Annotated in this window: 18 protein-coding genes; 11 read left to right on the top strand and 7 right to left on the bottom strand. The window is 39.3% G+C overall.

Annotation, left to right across the window (positions count from 1 at the left end; all coding sequences use genetic code 11):
* The 5 genes from SOLCA_RS04830 to SOLCA_RS04850 all read left to right on the top strand — a co-directional run bounded on the left by SOLCA_RS04830 (position 1) and on the right by SOLCA_RS04850 (position 7,032).
* The gene (locus SOLCA_RS04830) at positions 1–1,515 is read left to right on the top strand and encodes a RagB/SusD family nutrient uptake outer membrane protein (RefSeq protein ID WP_014679325.1); all 1,515 of its coding nucleotides are present in this window, start codon (positions 1–3) and stop codon (positions 1,513–1,515) included.
* Between the two features lie 13 nt (positions 1,516–1,528).
* Positions 1,529–2,299 (top strand): DUF4843 domain-containing protein, encoded by a 771-nt coding sequence (locus tag SOLCA_RS04835; RefSeq protein WP_157604512.1) that lies wholly within the window; start codon positions 1,529–1,531, stop codon positions 2,297–2,299.
* Between the two features lie 22 nt (positions 2,300–2,321).
* On the top strand, positions 2,322–3,722 hold the full coding sequence (locus SOLCA_RS04840; RefSeq protein WP_014679327.1) for a PKD-like family lipoprotein: 1,401 nt from the start codon (positions 2,322–2,324) through the stop codon (positions 3,720–3,722).
* A gap of 2 nt (positions 3,723–3,724) precedes the next feature.
* On the top strand, positions 3,725–5,152 hold the full coding sequence (locus SOLCA_RS22140; protein ID WP_014679328.1) for a TlpA family protein disulfide reductase: 1,428 nt from the start codon (positions 3,725–3,727) through the stop codon (positions 5,150–5,152).
* Between the two features lie 194 nt (positions 5,153–5,346).
* Entirely contained in the window at positions 5,347–7,032 is a 1,686-nt protein-coding gene (locus SOLCA_RS04850; protein ID WP_042479330.1) for a trypsin-like peptidase domain-containing protein, read from the top strand.
* Between the two features lie 450 nt (positions 7,033–7,482).
* Here the strand turns inward: SOLCA_RS04850 and SOLCA_RS04855 are convergent, their stop codons facing one another.
* Positions 7,483–9,117 (bottom strand): ABC-F family ATP-binding cassette domain-containing protein, encoded by a 1,635-nt coding sequence (locus tag SOLCA_RS04855; protein ID WP_014679330.1) that lies wholly within the window; start codon positions 9,115–9,117, stop codon positions 7,483–7,485.
* Positions 9,118–9,201: 84 nt separating this feature from the next.
* On the opposite strand from SOLCA_RS04855, the gene SOLCA_RS23035 reads away from it, so the two are divergent.
* The 3 genes from SOLCA_RS23035 to SOLCA_RS04865 all read left to right on the top strand — a co-directional run bounded on the left by SOLCA_RS23035 (position 9,202) and on the right by SOLCA_RS04865 (position 11,220).
* Positions 9,202–9,342, top strand: a complete 141-nt coding sequence (locus SOLCA_RS23035) for a hypothetical protein (RefSeq protein ID WP_014679331.1) — start codon at positions 9,202–9,204, stop codon at positions 9,340–9,342.
* 257 nt (positions 9,343–9,599) lie between these two features.
* Complete coding sequence (locus tag SOLCA_RS04860; RefSeq protein WP_014679332.1) at positions 9,600–10,340, top strand: hypothetical protein; 741 nt, start codon at positions 9,600–9,602, stop codon at positions 10,338–10,340.
* Complete coding sequence (locus SOLCA_RS04865) at positions 10,327–11,220, top strand: c-type cytochrome (RefSeq protein ID WP_014679333.1); 894 nt, start codon at positions 10,327–10,329, stop codon at positions 11,218–11,220. The genes SOLCA_RS04860 and SOLCA_RS04865 overlap by 14 nt, the downstream gene beginning before the upstream one ends.
* Before the next feature lie 5 nt (positions 11,221–11,225).
* Here SOLCA_RS04865 and SOLCA_RS04870 read toward each other — a convergent pair whose 3' ends face one another.
* A complete protein-coding gene (locus SOLCA_RS04870; protein WP_014679334.1) occupies positions 11,226–12,248 on the bottom strand; it encodes an AraC family transcriptional regulator in 1,023 nt (340 codons plus the stop codon).
* Between the two features lie 122 nt (positions 12,249–12,370).
* Between SOLCA_RS04870 and SOLCA_RS23905 the strand changes: the two genes are divergently transcribed.
* Complete coding sequence (locus SOLCA_RS23905; protein ID WP_081480024.1) at positions 12,371–12,517, top strand: HupE/UreJ family protein; 147 nt, start codon at positions 12,371–12,373, stop codon at positions 12,515–12,517.
* Positions 12,518–12,519: 2 nt separating this feature from the next.
* The gene (locus SOLCA_RS23040; RefSeq protein WP_157604513.1) at positions 12,520–12,675 is read left to right on the top strand and encodes a hypothetical protein; all 156 of its coding nucleotides are present in this window, start codon (positions 12,520–12,522) and stop codon (positions 12,673–12,675) included.
* Positions 12,676–12,746: 71 nt separating this feature from the next.
* On the opposite strand, the gene SOLCA_RS04875 is transcribed toward SOLCA_RS23040, so the two are convergent.
* The 5 genes from SOLCA_RS04875 to SOLCA_RS04895 form a co-directional block, all read right to left on the bottom strand.
* A complete protein-coding gene (locus SOLCA_RS04875) occupies positions 12,747–13,325 on the bottom strand; it encodes a hypothetical protein (RefSeq protein ID WP_014679335.1) in 579 nt (192 codons plus the stop codon).
* Complete coding sequence (locus SOLCA_RS04880; RefSeq protein WP_014679336.1) at positions 13,322–13,870, bottom strand: RNA polymerase sigma factor; 549 nt, start codon at positions 13,868–13,870, stop codon at positions 13,322–13,324. Before SOLCA_RS04880 ends, SOLCA_RS04875 begins: the two co-directional genes overlap by 4 nt.
* Positions 13,871–13,894: 24 nt before the next feature.
* On the bottom strand, positions 13,895–14,743 hold the full coding sequence (locus tag SOLCA_RS04885; RefSeq protein WP_014679337.1) for a hypothetical protein: 849 nt from the start codon (positions 14,741–14,743) through the stop codon (positions 13,895–13,897).
* A gap of 15 nt (positions 14,744–14,758) precedes the next feature.
* Positions 14,759–15,499: a hypothetical protein gene (locus tag SOLCA_RS04890; protein ID WP_042479332.1), complete on the bottom strand. Its 741-nt coding sequence runs from the start codon at positions 15,497–15,499 to the stop codon at positions 14,759–14,761.
* 148 nt (positions 15,500–15,647) lie between these two features.
* The gene (locus SOLCA_RS04895) at positions 15,648–16,556 is read right to left on the bottom strand and encodes a hypothetical protein (RefSeq protein WP_014679339.1); all 909 of its coding nucleotides are present in this window, start codon (positions 16,554–16,556) and stop codon (positions 15,648–15,650) included.
* A 689-nt stretch (positions 16,557–17,245) separates the two neighbouring features.
* On the opposite strand from SOLCA_RS04895, the gene SOLCA_RS04900 reads away from it, so the two are divergent.
* Positions 17,246–17,608 (top strand): JAB domain-containing protein, encoded by a 363-nt coding sequence (locus SOLCA_RS04900; RefSeq protein ID WP_281048061.1) that lies wholly within the window; start codon positions 17,246–17,248, stop codon positions 17,606–17,608.
* The last annotated feature ends 555 nt before the right edge of the window (positions 17,609–18,163 follow it).

The following is an 18,163-nucleotide window of genomic DNA, read 5'->3' on the forward strand; positions in this document are numbered from 1 at the left end:
ATGAAACTATTATCAAAATATACCAACAGCTATAACTTTAAAAAGGGAAATGCTGAATTAAAAAGAAGCAGGAATTTGTTTGGGAAATGGAGTGCAATAGGTTTATTTCTATTGATTTTCACTACTTCATGCGAAAAGTTTCTGGATATACAACCCGAGGGCGAATTAACCAATGACCAGTTGCTAAAAGATGCAGGAGGTTTTGAAACGGCAATGTACGGTGTATATGCCTCTATGGGTAAAAATACATTGTACGGTCAAAATGTTTCACACAATATGCTGGAAGTACTGGGTCAGTATTTTGTATCTCCGGGTAACAGCTATGCTGAAAATTTGCTGAAATACAATTACAAGTTTGCAGCAGTGGAAAGTACTTTGTCAGGTGTTTGGTCGAACACATATAGTAACATCGCCAATGTTAACAATGTGCTCAAAAATCTGGAACGATTAGGTCCGAATAAGCTACAGTATTATAAGCTGTACAAAGGAGAAGCCTTGGGATTAAGAGCTTTCCTGCATTTCGACCTACTGAGGATGTACACGGAGAATATCCAGTTAAATGCCGCAGCTTCTGGTATCCCTTATTCTACAGATTTTAACTTAAAGGCTCCTGCTTTTATTCCTCTGGCAGACGTTTATACCAAGCTTATTAGCGATTTAACTACTGCAGAACAATTGCTAAGTGCTGATCAGCAATACATCACATTTCCTAAAACTAAAAACAATTATAATTACTTAAACGATAGGGAAATTCATTTTAACCTGTATGCTGTGCAAGCTACACTTGCCCGTGTTTACCTAACCAAAGGAGATATGGCTAATGCACTATTGTATGCAGAAAAAGTGATTAAATCCAATAAGTTTCAATTGCTTGATAAAACAGCTATTGCTAACGGAGTAATGAAGGGTGTTCTTTATCCCAAGGAAGTCATTTTTGGTTTGTACTCCACTAATTATTTTGCAACTGTAAGAGATCGGTTTTACCTGCAAACTACGTTTTCCGCATATGATAACAGATCAGATATCAGTACTATCTACAACAATGTACAAGGTGGGCATGATTTCCGTTGGGATGCTTTTTTTAAGACTCCCTCCACACAGTTAGAAAAATTAAGGTTTGTTAAGTTGATTGATCAGTATCAATTAATTGATCAAGAATATTTGCGCCCTGCCGGTCGGATTAAGGGAATCAATCTTATTCGTTTGCCAGAAATGTACTACATCGCGGCAGAAGCATTACTTACTACTGATCCTGAAAAAGCACGTGATTATTTCGATTTAATCTTAAAATCAAGAGGACTAATTGGACTAAAAGAACAGGTTCCGGCTGTTCCGTTAACTCTTGATTTGATTACTGCGGATCGTTTTAAAGAGTTTATCGGCGAGGGACAAACCTTCTTTAACATGAAGCGTCTGAATAGTCCTGTTTATACTACCGATAAGCAAACGATTCAAGCAAGTAATGCAATTTATGTTTTCCCAATACCTGTAGCAGAATATGATTATAGAAACTAAAATTAAGATGATCATGAAAAAGACTTTATTGCTTAAAATAACTTTGGCTGCATTAGCAGGAGGAATCTTGTTTAACTCTTGTGAAAAGGAAGAACAAGAGCTGTTTGATAAGGACTTCGTCGGAATTTACTTCCACATGGATAGTATTTATTATTCATTTGGTGTAACCCCACTTGATATACAATCTTACGATTTGAAAGTACCTGTTAGCATCATGGGCAAGCCTCAGCATGTCGATCGTATCTTTTCTGCAGAGGTAATTGCTGATAAAACTACGGCAGCAGCAGGTGAACATTACAGCCTGACCAATGAGTTTGTAGTTAAAAAGGATTCAATCTACGGCTACATCACTATGCGAATCAATAGAGTCAGGTTAGGGACGAATGATTATAAAGTTTGTTTTAAACTTCTTGAAAAGAACGGTTTTGTACCGGTTAATGAGCCTTATAAAACGGCAGTGGTGCATTTTAATAACAGGGTAGAAAAACCCAACTGGAAAGATTGGAATAACAAACCTACCTGGCCTACTAATCAACTTGGTAACTGGAACCCGCTTACCTACATTAAGTTTATTGAGCTGTTCAGAGCCATGGAGCAAAAAGCACCTGAAACATATGCAGTAATGGTTAAACTATATGGTAAAGATCTGGAACATGTTACGTATGGCTGGCCTTGGGATTATAACCAAACCATGATCAAATATACGTTGATTCCACTTTATCAGTATTTCGTAGAGCAGCACCCTGAGTTGGGCGTTGTTATTCCAAGGCCTTCTGGTTATTAACTGTTACCATAAACTAAAAGAAATGAAATATTTATCAAGATATTTACTAATAGCCCTCGTTGTTTTATCACAAATCTCCTGCGATAAAGACGATACCTTACAAGACACCAGAGCAATTTCTGAAATTGGAGTAGTGTTTAATGAAATTAAGGATCCGATTGTGAATATGGATAAAAACCAGGTTTTAACAATCGATCCGGTAATTACTCAAACCGAAAAGGATAAGGAGCTCACCTACGAATGGGAGGTTAATTACAAGGTTTTTTCTACAGAAAAGAAACTGGTTTACCCTTGTTCAAAAATAGGAACTTATACAATAAGGTTAAATGTGAGTAATGCAGATGGCAGTACTTTTAAAAGCTTTAAGTTAAATGTGAATTCGGCTTATGAAGAAGGTTTACTGGTTTTAACAGAAGATGAAAATGGAGAGGGGGATCTGGCGTTTATGCGTAAGTTTTCCCAAGCGGAAATAGCTGATGGAAAGGTGGAGAGCTTTGTAAACAATTGTTTTACCTTAAACAATCCCGGATTAAAATTGGGTAAAGCCCCTACCGATATTGCAAAACGATTACAGCAAGTTTATATTACAAGTAAGGGTGAAAAAAAAGTATACCTGATTAATAATAAAACTTTTGAGCTGGAAGCAACAGTTGCGGCACCTGATATACCTGAATTTAAACCTTTAAAAATAAATGTACCGGATAACTTAGGTCGTAGTGCTGTGGTATTATGTGAACAGGGTAAAATATACAATCTCGCTGTTTTGGAATTTCTCGTGTCTCCAGATACTAAGTATCCTACAAATGTAATAGAGAAAACAACCTTTGGATTTGACCTGAATGACACCTACCACTATTTCTGGGATAATACAACCTCTAAAATACACCAGGTGTCTGCTTACAGCAAAAGCGACTCTAAAACTGAGTTTCAAGGAAGAAACATGGTTCAATTCTTTTATGCCGATGCGCCTGTTTATGCTGATGCTGCATTCTATGTAATCAGTCACTCTTCTGAAAATCCTTCAATTTATAGCAAAACAGTATACAGCAAAAACTTATCGACTATTAAGGAAAAGACGGATTTAACTGGCGGTATTGCATCCGCATTAAACAGCAATTCTATTTTGGAGGTAAATACAGCCTATAAAAAGCTATTATACACTAATGGTAATAAAATATATAGCTGGTTTTATACAGGAACTGATTCACCTGTTACAGCTTTTATTACAGTTGATGAAGGAGTAATTACCGGAATGACCCAAAGTACAGATGGCAAGTTACTGTATGTTGGGCTTTACAATGCATCGGCATCAGGGTTAAAAGGCAGCATATATGTTTATAATATGGATACGGGAGCACTTATTGCCAAACATGTTGGGGTAATGGATAAACCGGTTAAGTTGTTTTACAAGAAAAAGGATTAGAAATGAAACTTTTATTAAAAATAGTTTTTGGAGTACTTATAGCAGGGATCATATTGGCCCCTGCTGCTTTCGCACAGCGTAAAGTATCTCCAACAGCCGTAACTATCTCTGGTAAAATTAACCTCGATGATAATTACGTAGCAATAATCAGCGATTTAAGAGGCAAAAATAAAGAAGCTATTGAGATTCCAATTAGTAAATCAGGTGTTTTTAGCTGGAAATCAACTATTAATTCCACCGGATTTGTCAGGGTCTCTTTTATCCCCAAATCAAAAAATCGGCAGTTGGCGGCGTTTTTTCCACTCTATGTAGCACAAGGAACTAAGTTGCAATTAAACCTGTCATATTCGGATTCTACTTATCTGTCATTACTACCTGGTAATCTGAGTGGTGAAAACACAGCATTAATCCAATACAGTAATTTCACTTCTCTGAAATTACGGGATATGTTTAAAAACAAACCATCATCTGTAAATGATATTAAAAGCAGCATTCTTCCTTATCTGGAGACTGCAGATAATTATATCGGGAAATTTGGGGTTAAAAACGAAATCGTTAAACAGTACTTGAATGCATGGGCATTGAATAATTATTTGAGCGGTCTGTACAGTTTACCTCATGGACTAAAGGTAAAAGACTTACCCGCAGATTACTATACTATTCCAAAATCTCCAGAAGTTGTTTACAACAATGATGTGGCAATGCTTTTAAACGAAACGTACATGAATGTTAACCAGTACATAAATACGGTGAAAAAGGATGCCCAAAGCAAAGATGCATTCGAGCAATTAAAGTTGAAGTTTAAAACTTTGAATGATTTGTTTACCAACAAGCAGCTTATGGCAAGGATTGTTACAGGTAATATAGAGGAGTTGGTACGAAAGTATACGGTTAGGGCAAATGGAAATTTCGAAGACGATCTGATTAAATACAAAGAGTTGGTTGCTTATGTTAACGATGAGGGTAAGCGTGCTGAATTGATCAAAGACTTTGAAAATTTAAAGTATACCATGAAAGGTGCAAAGTTACCTGATGTAGCATTTAAAACGGCAACGGGAAATACGGTAAAATTGCAAAGCTTTGAGGGAAAATACATTTATATCGATTTATGGGCCTCGTGGTGTAAACCTTGTGTAGCTGAGATTCCTGCCTTGCACCAGTTGGAAACGGATTATAAGGATAAAAATATTGTGTTTGTTAGTATTTCTTTAGATGCTGATAAGGATGATTGGAAAAGCAAGATGGCTGAACTAAAGTTGGAAGGCAATCAATTGGAACTTGGCGATTCGGCATATGATAAACTAATGAATGTAGCCGGAATTCCTCATTTTCTTCTTTATGATCCTACAGGTAAACTAATCATGTATAAGGCACCACGTCCTGGTACAAAAGAGATCAGGACAATGTTTGATCAGCTGTTGCAATTGTAATATACTGTGTGATAACCACGCATATCTTGATTACAAAAGATCAAACGGAGTTCCTGTATTGCTTTGTTCTAAGCAGATTTTAAAACTGCTTAGAACAAAGCTAATTGAAGCTTATGCTGAGTTGTTATTTATACTTACTAAGTGGTGTCAGGTTTTCTTCGTTAAATCAATTTTTAGTGAATTATCCTTTGAAAATGTTCTTCAAAAAAATATTCTCCTTTTGTTGTTGTCTGCTAATATATCTTCAGGGGTTTGGACAGGAAATTCGAAATGCTGAGCAAATTGAAAAACTGACCTCCCGTGTTGTAGAATCAACTCTTTCATCATGTGTACAAATTGCAGCTTATGATACAGTTAGAAAGAGAGCTTCAACCGCAGTGTTTAGCGGAGTGGTGGTTTCTGCTGAAGGGCATATTCTTACGGTTGCCCATACCACCAAGCCTAATCAGATTTATCAGATTCATTTCCCCAACGGAAAGAAGCATCTTGCTATAGGATTGGGCCGTATTTCCATAAGGAATGACAGTACTGACCTTGATTTGGCTATGATAAAACTAAATGGATTCGAATCCTGGAGCTTTACAAAAATGGGACAAAGTGCTGGCTTGAAGGCTAATCAACCTTGTGTAGGCATTTCATATCCTGGAACCTTTGAGAAAAACATGCCTAATATCCGCTTTGGAAGATTGACAAATCCTAAGAGTAAGGCTGGATACATAGAATCTACTTGTAAGATGGAGCCAGGAGATTCGGGTGGACCTCTTTTTAACCTAAATGGGGAAGTGATCGCAATTCATAGTTGGATTGCTAACGGAATAGATGAAAACTTTGAGATACCGGTAGATCTTTATAAGAAATATTGGTCTGCTTTAAATTCTGCCATTGACTATAAAGAGGTTCCTAAAGCGGATAATGCCACCGTTAGTCATTTGAGTAGTACGGTGAATACCCTATTGATTCCGATAACTGATGAACTAGCAAGCTTTCCTTATCACTTGAAAGGTAGTTCCGTTTTGGTTACTAGTAACATGGAAGGACATCCTCAAATGATACAAGGAACTGTTATCAGTTATAAATCAGACCAGAAACGCAGTATTTTTATAATCAGCAAGAACTCAATGGTAGCTGAAAATCCCGTTGTTCAGCAAAATGGAAAAATGTTCCCTGTCGATGTGATATGGAAGGATAGGGACAATGATTTGGTTTTGCTAAGACCATCAATTCGTTTAAAAAATGGCATTGAGCTTCAGAAACAATCATCATCAGTTGAATTAACACAAAAAGATCTTGGCAAAATTCTGGTTTCCTCCACTAGTCACGATAATAAGCGGGTAGGAGTATTAAGTTCCACATATATTGAAATGCCATTGCGTTTTAGCAGAGGCTATTTTGGAGCTAATGCAACTTTTATCAACAAAAAAATCGTAATTACTCAGCTAGCAAGCGGAAGTCCGGCAGCATCTGTGCTAAAACTTGATGACCAAGTGACTGATATCAACGGGGTGTCAATCGACCAGCCTATAGATTATGGATCTGAATTAATGAAATACTGTGCAGGAGACTCTATTACAGTTGATATAGTAAGGAGTGGGATACCTGCCCGATTTAAAATTTTCCTTCCGCCTTATCCGAGGCAAATTAAAGAAGCAAAACAGTTTGGAGAAGTACGTAGTTTCCGATCAGATGCCTTTAAAAAGGTTCTGGTATGGGATGCTGATGAGAAGGTTGAGGAATGTGGAGCTCCCGTGTTTGACACCAAAGGGGAATTTTATGGCATTAACATAGCCCGCCATAGCAGAACTTCAAGCATTATAATGCCCGTTAATTTTATCATCAAATTGCTTGAAAATGGTATACAAAACATAGAAAAACAAAACTGAGGAATTCTTGAAAGTCTGGTAGGTGGGAATGTGCTGTGTCAGAATAGTTTTTTTGAATCAACAAAATTGTTGTTTAGTTGGAGTAATGGCATAAACTGGGAATATGCCATCTCCTTGTTGAATTCAAGTAAGCAGAATAAGATCTTTTCTTTCATAACTTAAATCGGTAAGTGGCTGTCTCAAAAGAGGCAGCCCTTATTCTATTGCAGAACCCAATTAATTCATAAAATTTCTAATACTTTCCCGTAGTCGACCGCTCTAATATGGCTGCTGAAACAGGAAAAATAATACCACTGGTGTGAAATTCAAAGCAAGATGATGATAGCTTTTGGATTAGAAGAAGGGAATGTGCAGGGCAGGGTTGTGATTTTGGCCGGTCATTGACCACCATTTTTTGAAGTCCGAAGAGATGCAAGGCATAACTCTTCGGACAACTATTAAATATCTCTTTTAGTTTTGTTCGATTTCTTTTAAGCTATCCATTTTCTTGTAGGCTAAGAATCCTTTGATGTCTTCAAAGTGCTCGCGGACGCGTTTATTGCCAAATTCGAATACTTTGTTTACCAGCCCATCCAGGAAATCCCGGTCATGGGATACCAAAATCAGCGTTCCATCAAAATCCTTCAAAGCATCCTTGATAATGTCCTTAGTCTTCATGTCCAAATGGTTCGTCGGCTCATCCAGAATTAACACATTTACGGGTTCCAACAACAATTTAATCATGGCTAAACGCGTTCTCTCACCACCGGAAAGCACCTTAACTTTTTTTGTAGTATCATCACCACTAAACATAAAGGCACCCAAAAGGTCTTTGATCTTTATCGTCCCATCGGTTAACGGAATCTGGTCAATGGTTTCGAATACGGTTAAGTTTTCATCCAGCAAAGCAGCCTGATTTTGGGCGAAATACCCAATCTTGGCATTGTGTCCTACTTTTAATCCGCCTTCAACATCAATCTCACCCATAATGGCTTTGATCATTGTCGACTTACCCTCACCATTTTTGCCTACAAAAGCTACTTTTTCACCTCGTTCAATCACCATCGATGCTTTTTCAAACACGACATGATTATCATAGGCTTTGGTCAACTCTTCCACCATTACCGGATACTGACCAGAGCGAGGCGATGGAGGGAATTTCAATCGCAATGCCGAAGTGTCTACTTCATCGATCTCAATAATTTCTAGCTTTTCGAGCATCTTTACGCGCGATTGCACTTGTAAAGTTTTAGAATAAGTTCCCCTGAATCGGTCTATAAATTCCTGGTTATCTGCAATAAAACGTTGTTGTTCCTCATAAGCTTTCAATTGATGTACCCGACGTTCTGCACGCAACTGGAGGTAATGGCTGTATTTGGCTTTGTAATCATATATTCTGCCCATGGTAACCTCAATGGTACGATTGGTAATGTTATCTACAAAAGCACGATCGTGTGAGATCACCATAACGGCCTTTGCCGAGTTGATCAAAAAATCTTCTAACCATTGTATACTTTCTATATCCATGTGGTTAGTAGGCTCATCAAGCAAGATAAGATCAGGTTTCTTTAACAGAATTTTTGCTAATTCAATACGCATGCGCCATCCACCTGAAAACTCTGAGGTTTGGCGGGTAAAGTCCTTACGTTCGAAGCCTAAGCCTTTTAGCACCTTTTCTACCTCTGCATCATAATTAGTCTCTTCGATCGAATAAAATTTCTCGCTCACTTCCGACATGCGCTCGATCAGCTTCATATAATCATCACTATCGTAATCGGTACGAATAGTAAGCTGCTCATTCAACTCATCCAGTTCTTTTTTCATTTGGTTTACCTCTTCGAAAGCCTTCATCGTTTCTTCAAAAACGGTAACTTTATCCTGAGTAAGCAAATGCTGTGGCAAATAGGCTATTACCGCGTCTTTGGGACCGCTTACATTACCAGTTGTGGGTTTCGCCACATCTGCAATAATCTTTAGGATGGTCGACTTGCCTGCACCATTTTTACCCATAAGGGCAATCTTATCGTTCTCGTTTATCGAAAAGGTTACATCACTAAATAGGGTGGTTCCACCAAATGAAACGGATATGTTATTTACATTAATCACGCAATGAGGATTTTAAAATGAGCGGCAAAGATAAAAGAAAGACATGAAATTATGGAGAGAGAAATAAAAGGCTAACGAAAATATATGACTGAATCAGAGCTCGTTTTAGGAATTGGTATTCAAGCTGCACTGCCTCAACCCGATCAGAATTCTAAAGGGAAAGACATGGTGAAAAACCAAATTGTGAGAAGAAAGATATCCCAAATACAGTTCTCGATCATGTAGCCTTAAGTTATCATTTTCGTTCATTAAGCAAGTCATTAAAACCACTTTTTAAGTACCGCTAAAGGCTTCAGAACTAGATGCACACGGGTAGTTGGTGAGTTACATACGCTGTCAGGTGTTTCGCATGCATTACAAACGCAGGGGCGAAGCAAATCGCCTCTACTCATTCGGCTGCATGGCGCAAAATATCAGCTTTTTGTCGTCATCTGTTAACCGATTAAAACGCCGCTTTCTCCATTTTTGCTTAAAAAAAGACCATGAAAAATTTCTTTGAGTACCGCTTTGCAATTGGCGCAATTAGCATTGTAGCCGGGTTGCTTTCACTAGCCTGCCTGCTAGTTGGGGTGATGGCAGTAAACTATCATTTTGAAGCATTTTCCGATCCTGCGCTCACCATTATGTATGCAAACAATATGCAATTGGTAAAATGGTTCAATTTGCTTGATATGCTGGGTTATTACCTTTTGCTGCTGCCCTTGATATTCTATTTCCATCAGCAATACAGGTATAGAACACCGTGGTCTCCGCTAATCACCTTTTCGGGTTCAGCATATGTACTAACAGGCGCAATCGGAGCAGCTATTCTTGCAGCTGTTTGGCCCGGTTTATTAACTGATTACGCATCGGCTAACCCTGAAAACAAAATGATTATCAGCAACCTGTTCAAAGCTATTACAACCATGGTTACTATGGGCATGTGGAACATTCTAGAAGTTCTATTTGCAGCTGTATGGTGGATGGGTTTAGGTAAACTGATCTACAGCGAAAACAAGAGCTTGGGTGTACTAACGTTTATTGCCGGAATCAGTACTTTATCAGATGCATTGGGTAATATGTTTAACCTAACTATTCTATCCGAAGCAGGCATGAACCTATACCTGATACTTGGAATTATATGGCCAATCATCATTGGTATATTCCTCCTAAAAAAATCGATGAAACAACCTTCTGATTCTCTTCACCATTCTTTACAATATATTACTAATGAAACTGCTTAAGAAATTATTGAAGTGGTCAAAAATCACTGTTATCACTCTATTGCTAGTGCTTGCATTCGCCTATCTTGTCATCCATATACTGAGTCAACAACGGATTCAAAAGAAATATTCCTATACAGATGTAGCGATCAACATTCCCTCCGATTCTTTATCGATAGCAAAAGGAAAACATCTATATAAAATTAGAAGCTGCCAGGATTGTCATGGCGAAAAAGGAGAAGGCAGGCTGTTTATGGACAATAAAATGCTAATGCAACTTACGGCACCCAACTTAACCAAAGGCAATGGTGGAATTGTAGATTTTAAAACGGCCGACTGGCTGCGTGTGCTTAGGCATGGTGTAGACAAAAACGGCAGGTCATTATATATGATGCCATCTCATGAGGTCACCAACCTTACCAATGAGGATCTGGCTAACCTGATTGCTTATTGCAACCAACTGGAGCCTGTTGCCACTTCGCAGGAAAAACTTCATTCGATAGGTCCAATAGGACGGCTGTTAATGGTCATGAACCAGGTTACCGTACTACCTGCAGAAAAGATTGATCATAGTGCCACCCATACAGAAAAGCTGGAAGAAAAAACAGGTGTAGCTTATGGACAATATTTGTCTTCGGGCTGCCAGGGTTGTCATCGGCCCGACATGAAAGGAGGCGGCCCTTTGGCTCCGGGTTATCCACCTGTACCCGATATTACCGGTGATGGAAATGTAGGAAACTGGAACGAGCAGGCATTCATCGCTACCATTAGAAATGGGAAAACACCTGAGGGAAAAGAATTGAATAATAATTATATGCCCTGGAAATCAATTGGTCATTTTACCGACGAAGAGCTTAAATCTATTTTCATGTACTTGCAACAACTTTCGGATAAGCATTAATGCCATTAATTTAATGCTTTTCGATAAGCGTTAGGCGATGTGCCCGTCCATTCGCGAAAAGCCCTTTGAAAGGTGCTTGGTTCTGCATAACCCAGCTTATAGGAAATTTGAGCAATCGTAAGTTTTTCGCTGCGCAACAAGCTACACGCCAGCTCATGCTTAATGGTATCGCTCAATATCCTGAAGCTGGTGTTTTCTATTTTTAGTTTACGCTGCAATGTTCGGGGTGTTAAGCGCAGATGTGCTGCTATCTCTTCCAACTGTGGAAACGTATAATTAAAATGCTTAAGAATGCTTTGTCTCACCACGCCACTAAAGTCGCCCACACACCTTTCCTTATCCATCTCTTTTTCCAACAATGCTTTGAAAACCTCATTCAGCTCTTTGTTATAACCAATAACAGTTGTTTTCATATCCACCATGGAAAATACAATGCAATTGCATGATTCATTGAAGGTGGGCCGGCACTTGAAGAGCTGCTCATGTAAACTTGTATCACTGACCCTGGAATATCGGTACATCACCTTTTTCAATGAAAACAGCTTACCTGTTAAGAGATATAACACATGCAATGTTCCGGCATAGGCCATATCTACACTATGTCTTGCGGTTTCGGGCGATATATCGTTCCATACTTGCAAAGGCTCACAATAATAATACAGATCTTGGTCCTTCACTTCAATATAGAAGTTGTACAAGCGGGTAAAAGCAGCGGTGAACTGCTGCAGGCTTTCAAGAGCCATTAAAACATCTTTACTTGTCTGCATTAAATGACCCGTAATGCCCAGTACTACTGAAGTTGTTTTTCTTCCGATTTCTAGTCCCAGGTTCCTTTTTCCTGAAATGGTCAATGCCGCCTCCATAATAGCACAGTTTTGTTCCAGGGATAGCCTGTAGCCGGCATCCTCCAGTTCTTGGGGAGAAATTCCACCGGCCTGGCAAATGCTTTCGATCTGCGCATTGCTACAGTTGGTTCCTAAAACAATATTTCTGATAATGGGCATACTTACCCAAAAGTCTGTTGACATATAAAAAATAGTTGCACTGGAAACAATTTCCTCGTTGCCTTAACAAGAAGCCAGGTTCTAAGATAATCACTGCCTATGCAAATAACAACAAAGCCACCTTTTGCTATCGCTATTAGTCCGGTATAGGGCTACCGCAACAATCTATTCCGTTTGCTTTATTTCTTTTTAATGTTGGAGTTGAGATAGGCCAGCTGATTTTTGTCTTTGTCGTTTTATTGGTGATCCGTCAGCTAGTTAGAGTTGGCTATGATTTTTACTCATTCGTATGAAAATGAATCTCATAACAAGTGGAATGGTAGCAGGTATGAACGCTGCAATAATAGGCGACCTTCAGTACGAAATACATCACTTCATTAGTTCACTTTCAACTGGTCTTGTAAGAGTTCACAGAACCTGGAATACTGAAAGCCGGACGAATATTCTTTAATGTATTCTTCCCAAAGCAGTAAAGGGGTTACTCCGGTTCGACGGAGTTCCTGGTTAAAATATTCAATAACCTCAATTTTTCCGCTTTATACTGTCTTTTACAGAAGGAACCAGCTGATAATCCCCATCACTAATGCCTTTTACTCCCCTGGATTTCTTTTTTGTTGGAATGGTATCCGTTTGTGGTGCCGGTACTGCAGGAGCCTCCACTGCTTTTTGTGCTGGAGGTATTGTTTCAGTTTCTTTGGTTGAACTTTGTTCAGTCTCTTTCCGTTCATTTGTTTCAGAAACAACTACCGGCTTATGCTTTCTTATTTCGATTGGAGGCATAGTATGGTTTAACGTATCCTTGTTATTTTTTGCAGGTTGGTGATATTGAACTGGTACTGGTTTGTCTTTTAAGTTTCTTTCGCTCTCGAAGTTTTGTTTTGTGATAAATAAATAAGTAATAACAGCTACGGTAAATGTAAACAGGCTGCCTCCACCTATCCACCAGTTGGAATGATTTGTCCCCCCTGAACCAGAGTCAGTAGGCATCTCAATACTCAGCTGCTGCTCAATAGTAGCCCAGATGGAATTGGCCTGGTCGGGCACATCCATTTCCTGCAGCTTTTGAGCGATCAGTTGTTCATATGTGGTTGGGTGGTTCATGCAGTATTTACGTATGCTATGTTCTTTTGCAATGTTTTTCGGGCTTCGCTCAGGTGCCATTTACTCGTTCCTTCGCTTATGCCTAGGGCTTCGGCAATCTCTTTGTGCTTATAGCCTTCTACCGCATACAACACAAAAACGGCATGGGTGGCAGGGGGAAGCTTCTGGATCATAGTCATAATTTCATCCGCGTTTAGGCGGTCCAGTGCGGCATTATCAATAGCAGGTTCGGCTACGGTTTCGATCTCCACGTTATCCATGAACCTGTTTCTTGACTTAATATGATCCAGACCTTCGTTAATGACAATGCGCTTTACCCAGGAAAAGATCGTTCCTTTGCTTTCGTCGAACATGTGGATATATTTGAATATCCGTACAAAAGCATGACTGAGGATATCCGCAGCATCCATCTCATCCCTTGAATAGCGCATCGCCGTTGACATGGTAAATTTGTAGAGCATTCGGTAAAGCACTTCCTGGGCTCTCCGGTCGTTTTTCCGGCAGCCTTCCAAAATGAGCTTTATTTCTGCTTCCTGTTTTTGCACTATTGCGGTACTTAATCTTTTTGTTTAGTCAACATCTTCTGTAGATTCCAGTTTACGAAGAAGAATTGCTGAAGATACAGACGCAAGGATAAATTTGGTTTTTTTATCCATCTCATTATAAATCCATACGTTATTGTCGTACGTGTCAATAATGCCAACCACACCGTCATCTATCCGCAACTCATAACCCGCAGGCATCTTAACCGGCATGTTCACAGGTCTGCCTTTTTGAGTAGTCGCCTTTTGAGTACGAATGGTTCTAATGGCAATGGTTTCCTTTCCATTGGTGGCATAGCCATCTTCCTCTATATAAGGCAGGTCGAACAAATGCTTTGCGGTGTCTTTTTTTGCTTCGTAGTTGTTGTAAAGCACCACCTGCCATGGCTCATCATAATTCGGGATAAGAGGCAGGATGGCTGCGGAAAATGAGTACTGATAATTTTTCGTTGAAGAGATATCGGTTAACCATTTGATCTGCGTTTTGATATCCTGTTCTTCCGCACTTTTCCTTTCGATACAGAAGACCTGAGCTTCAAGTCCATCGACGTCATATAAGCTGTATTGATATTTGATAGTAGAGGTTGTGGTTTTATTGATATTGTCGATGTTGAAGACCTTTAACAGGCGATCTTCGGTACTAACATCTGACACACGGTCGTTTTTTTCCTGGGTTCTTACCCAGCCGTTTTTGATATTTGAAGTGGTATAATCCCCGAAGGCAAGCTTCTGATTAATGGTAAAGCCGTTTAATCCCTTTACATGCATTTCGGTGGCCTGACTGCTGAATTGCTCCGGAACACCCAGTTTAACCGTAGAACATGCAGTAAAGGCAAGAACCGGGATCAGAAGGATAGTATATAGTTTTATTTTCATTGTGTTTAATCTAATTTATTGATAAATGTCTTTTCTGATGGTAAGCAGGGATGCTGCTGCGGCAATTACATCTTTTATCTGATCGTCTAAATCTTCGTTGATCCAGAAGCGACGGTCTGCTTCTTTGAAACTTACCGCTGCCACTACCTGACTGTTATAGGTAAAGGCATAAACCATGTTGATACTGGCAAGTAAGCTGATGGGACTTTTATCACTTACAGGTTTATCGCGTAGCAATAATGTGGTTTTTACAAACGTGATCTCGTAGTTCCCTTGACGGATAATTCCTCTCTGATCCTCATCCTTGCTGCCGTTAAGGTTAGATGCCGCCATGCTCCATATATGAGTGGTGTCTGATGCCAGTTGGATGCGGGCATCCAGAAAATCTTTGTTCCGGGCGCCGAAGAATGTTGAATCTTGCCGGAGCAGCAATCGAAAGGTTTCATTTTTGCGGAGGATGGCACGACATTCGGTACTTGAAACAAGTTCGCCATTCTTTTCCATATCAAAGCGGAACACATCTTTCGCCCCCAGGTTGTCTTTTTTAACCAAGGGAATGTCGCCCACCATTAGAATATTCACCAGGGAAGGCGCTTTGTAATAGAAGAACGAACCCAGCGTACGGCGAATATGCTGCGATTTGTACTCGGCAAAGGTAAGGTTTCTTTTCAATGAATTGTCCTGACCAGTCATCCGGTAAGGCTGTAGCCGCATGTCGGCCGGCGGGATCTTATTCTGACCCAATGCTGCAGACACACAGCACATCCAGCATATTATAAAAATTCCATGTCTCATCTTACAATAAAGATGTCGTTTTTTTTTAATGTTTGTTATCACTTTTTCTGGTCTATTTGCTGCAATACCCTTTGATCCTTAAGAAAGGTTGGGTATTGCAGTGAAAAATTTAATATTCAAATGCTGCTTCCATCGCAGGTAGCTGTTTATCATAGGTGTACGATGTCCGTTTGCTGGTAGGATAACCGTGAACATCATATGTATAGCTATAGTGTTCAATCGGGTTGTAGCTGCTTAAGATTTCTTTTTTGCCAGGGTTATTTACAAAGAAGGTTAACGGCTGCAAAACGTAGTCGAAGCTCGCTGCATTCTTCGGAGATTTCTTCGTGTCAAAGTTAGAGAACTGCAATTCGGTAGAACGCACAAATGATTGGCTGCTTTCCACGTACCAGAAAAGGGTATAATGGGTTAAATTACCAGTGGCATCATATGTAAAGCTGGTTTTAGACCGTGGCATAACTGTGCCATTCAAAGCAACATTGTATTCGGCATATCCAGTCAACTGCTTTTTTGCGTTAAACTGAAATTGGTATTTCTTCAGTGGCCTGTTCAGCTTGTCAAAGCTTAACGCTTCGCTCCATACGTCGCCACTATAGGTATATTCAGTGCGGAAACCGTCTTTGCTGGTTACGCTGATCAATCTGCCACTGGCATCATACGCATAGGTGTATTCATCCCGTTTCACGATATCGGTTCCCTGTACGCTGTTGTATTGCCGGTTATACTTTACCAAATCACCTTGTGTATTGTATTCAAATTCCTTATAATCCATTGGCGCCCATTTTATTTTCCGGAGTTGTCCGGGAACGGAGGGTACTGAAGGATCTGGCGGTGGGGTAGTCGTACCGGGAGCAGAAGGCGTCTGTCCGGCAGGTGGAGTAGTAGTACCAGGAGCAGGCTGTTGTGTGATCGGGTCTTTCTCTAGAGCCACAGGAAGCTCGGTTTTTTCACATCCGGTTACGGAAAGAAACACTGTTGAAATGGCGAGAACGCCTAAAGTTTTAAAGGAGTTGTTCATTGTTCTTAATCTATTTTTACAGCAATACCCCATGTCGCGGAAGAAGGGTTGGGTAGAAATGAAAAAAAATTATAGACTAAATGTGAAAATGGAAAGAAAGAGAGGTTCAGGCTTGTATTGTACTTTGTTTTATATGCACGTACCCATTGATCGGAACTAAATAAGCACTCAAAATGTTGAAAGAAATTTAAGTTGTTTATTGAAATTACCCGGAATTCAAATTCCATCCGAATAGGATTGTCCGTTAAACAAAAAAAAACACCCTTGTAAATATTTGATTTACAAGGGTGTTTTTTTAATCCGTGGAGCTGGAGGGATTCGAACCCTCGTCCAAACATGGGACCTGATGCGCCTTCTACATGCTTAGTTGGTGTTTAATTTTCGATCGTAATCTGCCCGCCTACAGGCTAATTACAACTGCAAATAAAGCAAAGGTCTCTGACCGGGATTAAAGCATTAGCATTGAATCATGCATTTGAGATAACGATTTATATTTTTTACCCAGTCAGAAATCTTTTTTTACCGTATTTAATCCTAAATAACGTTTAACTGAATACCTAAAATAGCTGAGTCAGTCTGAAAAGCTCCACTTTATCCCAACAATTTTTCATTCAATAAAAATTCAATTCCCTTCAAATTGATATCTTTATCGCTATGAACATCAGACTTACCGAAGAACAGAAATCAGAATCCTTGAGCTATCGGATTCGGATTATAGTGTCACAGAGCAAATGATGGCGATAGGTAAGTTCTTAAAAATTCCGGTGATCGATCACCTTATTATTTCCGAAACCGACTATATGAGCTTTAAAGACAAAGGCTATTTAGATAAAATTGATGTGGATAACCGTTATGATCTTTCTTTTACCCAGGTTAAATTGTTACTAAGCCAGTTGAAGGAATCGGAAGATAAGAAAAAGGAAATGGCTGAAGAATCGGAGATAAAATTGAAAAATATTGCTCAAAACTTAATCAATCAAGGTTTAACGATTGACGCAATCATACAAGCCACAGGGCTATCAAAAGAACAGATAGAGAAGTTACAGAGATAAGCCAAGTTAAAGCACTAACCTTTATTTTCTTCAACAGACAATTATCGCCATAAAATACTGTTTTTACTTTCCTTTGCTGTAATCCAGTGAGATTGGTTGACCCTGCAGGAATGCTTGATAGCGATCCTCCTGTTCAAAGCGCAACTGAGGTAGAAAAAGAAGTTCCAAGGAATTCAATATGGCAAAACATGGTCTCAGTTTTATAGCTCGATATATGAAATGCAGAATTTCAATACTCCAACAACAAGTAATGTAGTTGAGGCACAATGGAGTCAGAAGATGAATGATATAGGAGTTACCAACGAGGGAGATCTATATAGTGGCAACTAATAACAGAATTATATTTACAATAAAAAGATAAACTTAATGTTGGGATTGTATTACAGAATTTGGGTAGATCTTATAAAGGGGGCAAAGTCAAGACCAGAGAATAGGAACAGTTGGGCTTTACAAAGCTTCGCTTTCATGTCAACAGCAATGGCATATAACTTTTCGTTAATCATGACAGTTATTCAGAAGCACATTGTTGGATATTATTTCTATGATGTTGAGTTT

The sequence above is a fragment of the Solitalea canadensis DSM 3403 genome (assembly GCF_000242635.2).
Lineage (GTDB): Bacteria > Bacteroidota > Bacteroidia > Sphingobacteriales > Sphingobacteriaceae > Solitalea > Solitalea canadensis.

What these genes read in the sequence shown, in the direction of transcription:
- SOLCA_RS04830 (WP_014679325.1), top strand. Translation starts at nt 1, where the DNA reads ATGAAACTATTATCAAAATATACCAACAGCTATAACTTTAAAAAGGGA.
- SOLCA_RS04835 (WP_157604512.1), top strand. Translation starts at nt 1,529, where the DNA reads ATGAAAAAGACTTTATTGCTTAAAATAACTTTGGCTGCATTAGCAGGA.
- SOLCA_RS04840 (WP_014679327.1), top strand. Translation starts at nt 2,322, where the DNA reads ATGAAATATTTATCAAGATATTTACTAATAGCCCTCGTTGTTTTATCA.
- SOLCA_RS22140 (WP_014679328.1), top strand. Translation starts at nt 3,725, where the DNA reads ATGAAACTTTTATTAAAAATAGTTTTTGGAGTACTTATAGCAGGGATC.
- SOLCA_RS04850 (WP_042479330.1), top strand. Translation starts at nt 5,347, where the DNA reads ATGTTCTTCAAAAAAATATTCTCCTTTTGTTGTTGTCTGCTAATATAT.
- SOLCA_RS23035 (WP_014679331.1), top strand. Translation starts at nt 9,202, where the DNA reads ATGACTGAATCAGAGCTCGTTTTAGGAATTGGTATTCAAGCTGCACTG.
- SOLCA_RS04860 (WP_014679332.1), top strand. Translation starts at nt 9,600, where the DNA reads ATGAAAAATTTCTTTGAGTACCGCTTTGCAATTGGCGCAATTAGCATT.
- SOLCA_RS04865 (WP_014679333.1), top strand. Translation starts at nt 10,327, where the DNA reads ATGAAACTGCTTAAGAAATTATTGAAGTGGTCAAAAATCACTGTTATC.
- SOLCA_RS04870 (WP_014679334.1), bottom strand. Translation starts at nt 12,248, where the DNA reads ATGTCAACAGACTTTTGGGTAAGTATGCCCATTATCAGAAATATTGTT.
- SOLCA_RS23040 (WP_157604513.1), top strand. Translation starts at nt 12,520, where the DNA reads ATGAATCTCATAACAAGTGGAATGGTAGCAGGTATGAACGCTGCAATA.
- SOLCA_RS04875 (WP_014679335.1), bottom strand. Translation starts at nt 13,325, where the DNA reads ATGAACCACCCAACCACATATGAACAACTGATCGCTCAAAAGCTGCAG.
- SOLCA_RS04885 (WP_014679337.1), bottom strand. Translation starts at nt 14,743, where the DNA reads ATGAAAATAAAACTATATACTATCCTTCTGATCCCGGTTCTTGCCTTT.
- SOLCA_RS04895 (WP_014679339.1), bottom strand. Translation starts at nt 16,556, where the DNA reads ATGAACAACTCCTTTAAAACTTTAGGCGTTCTCGCCATTTCAACAGTG.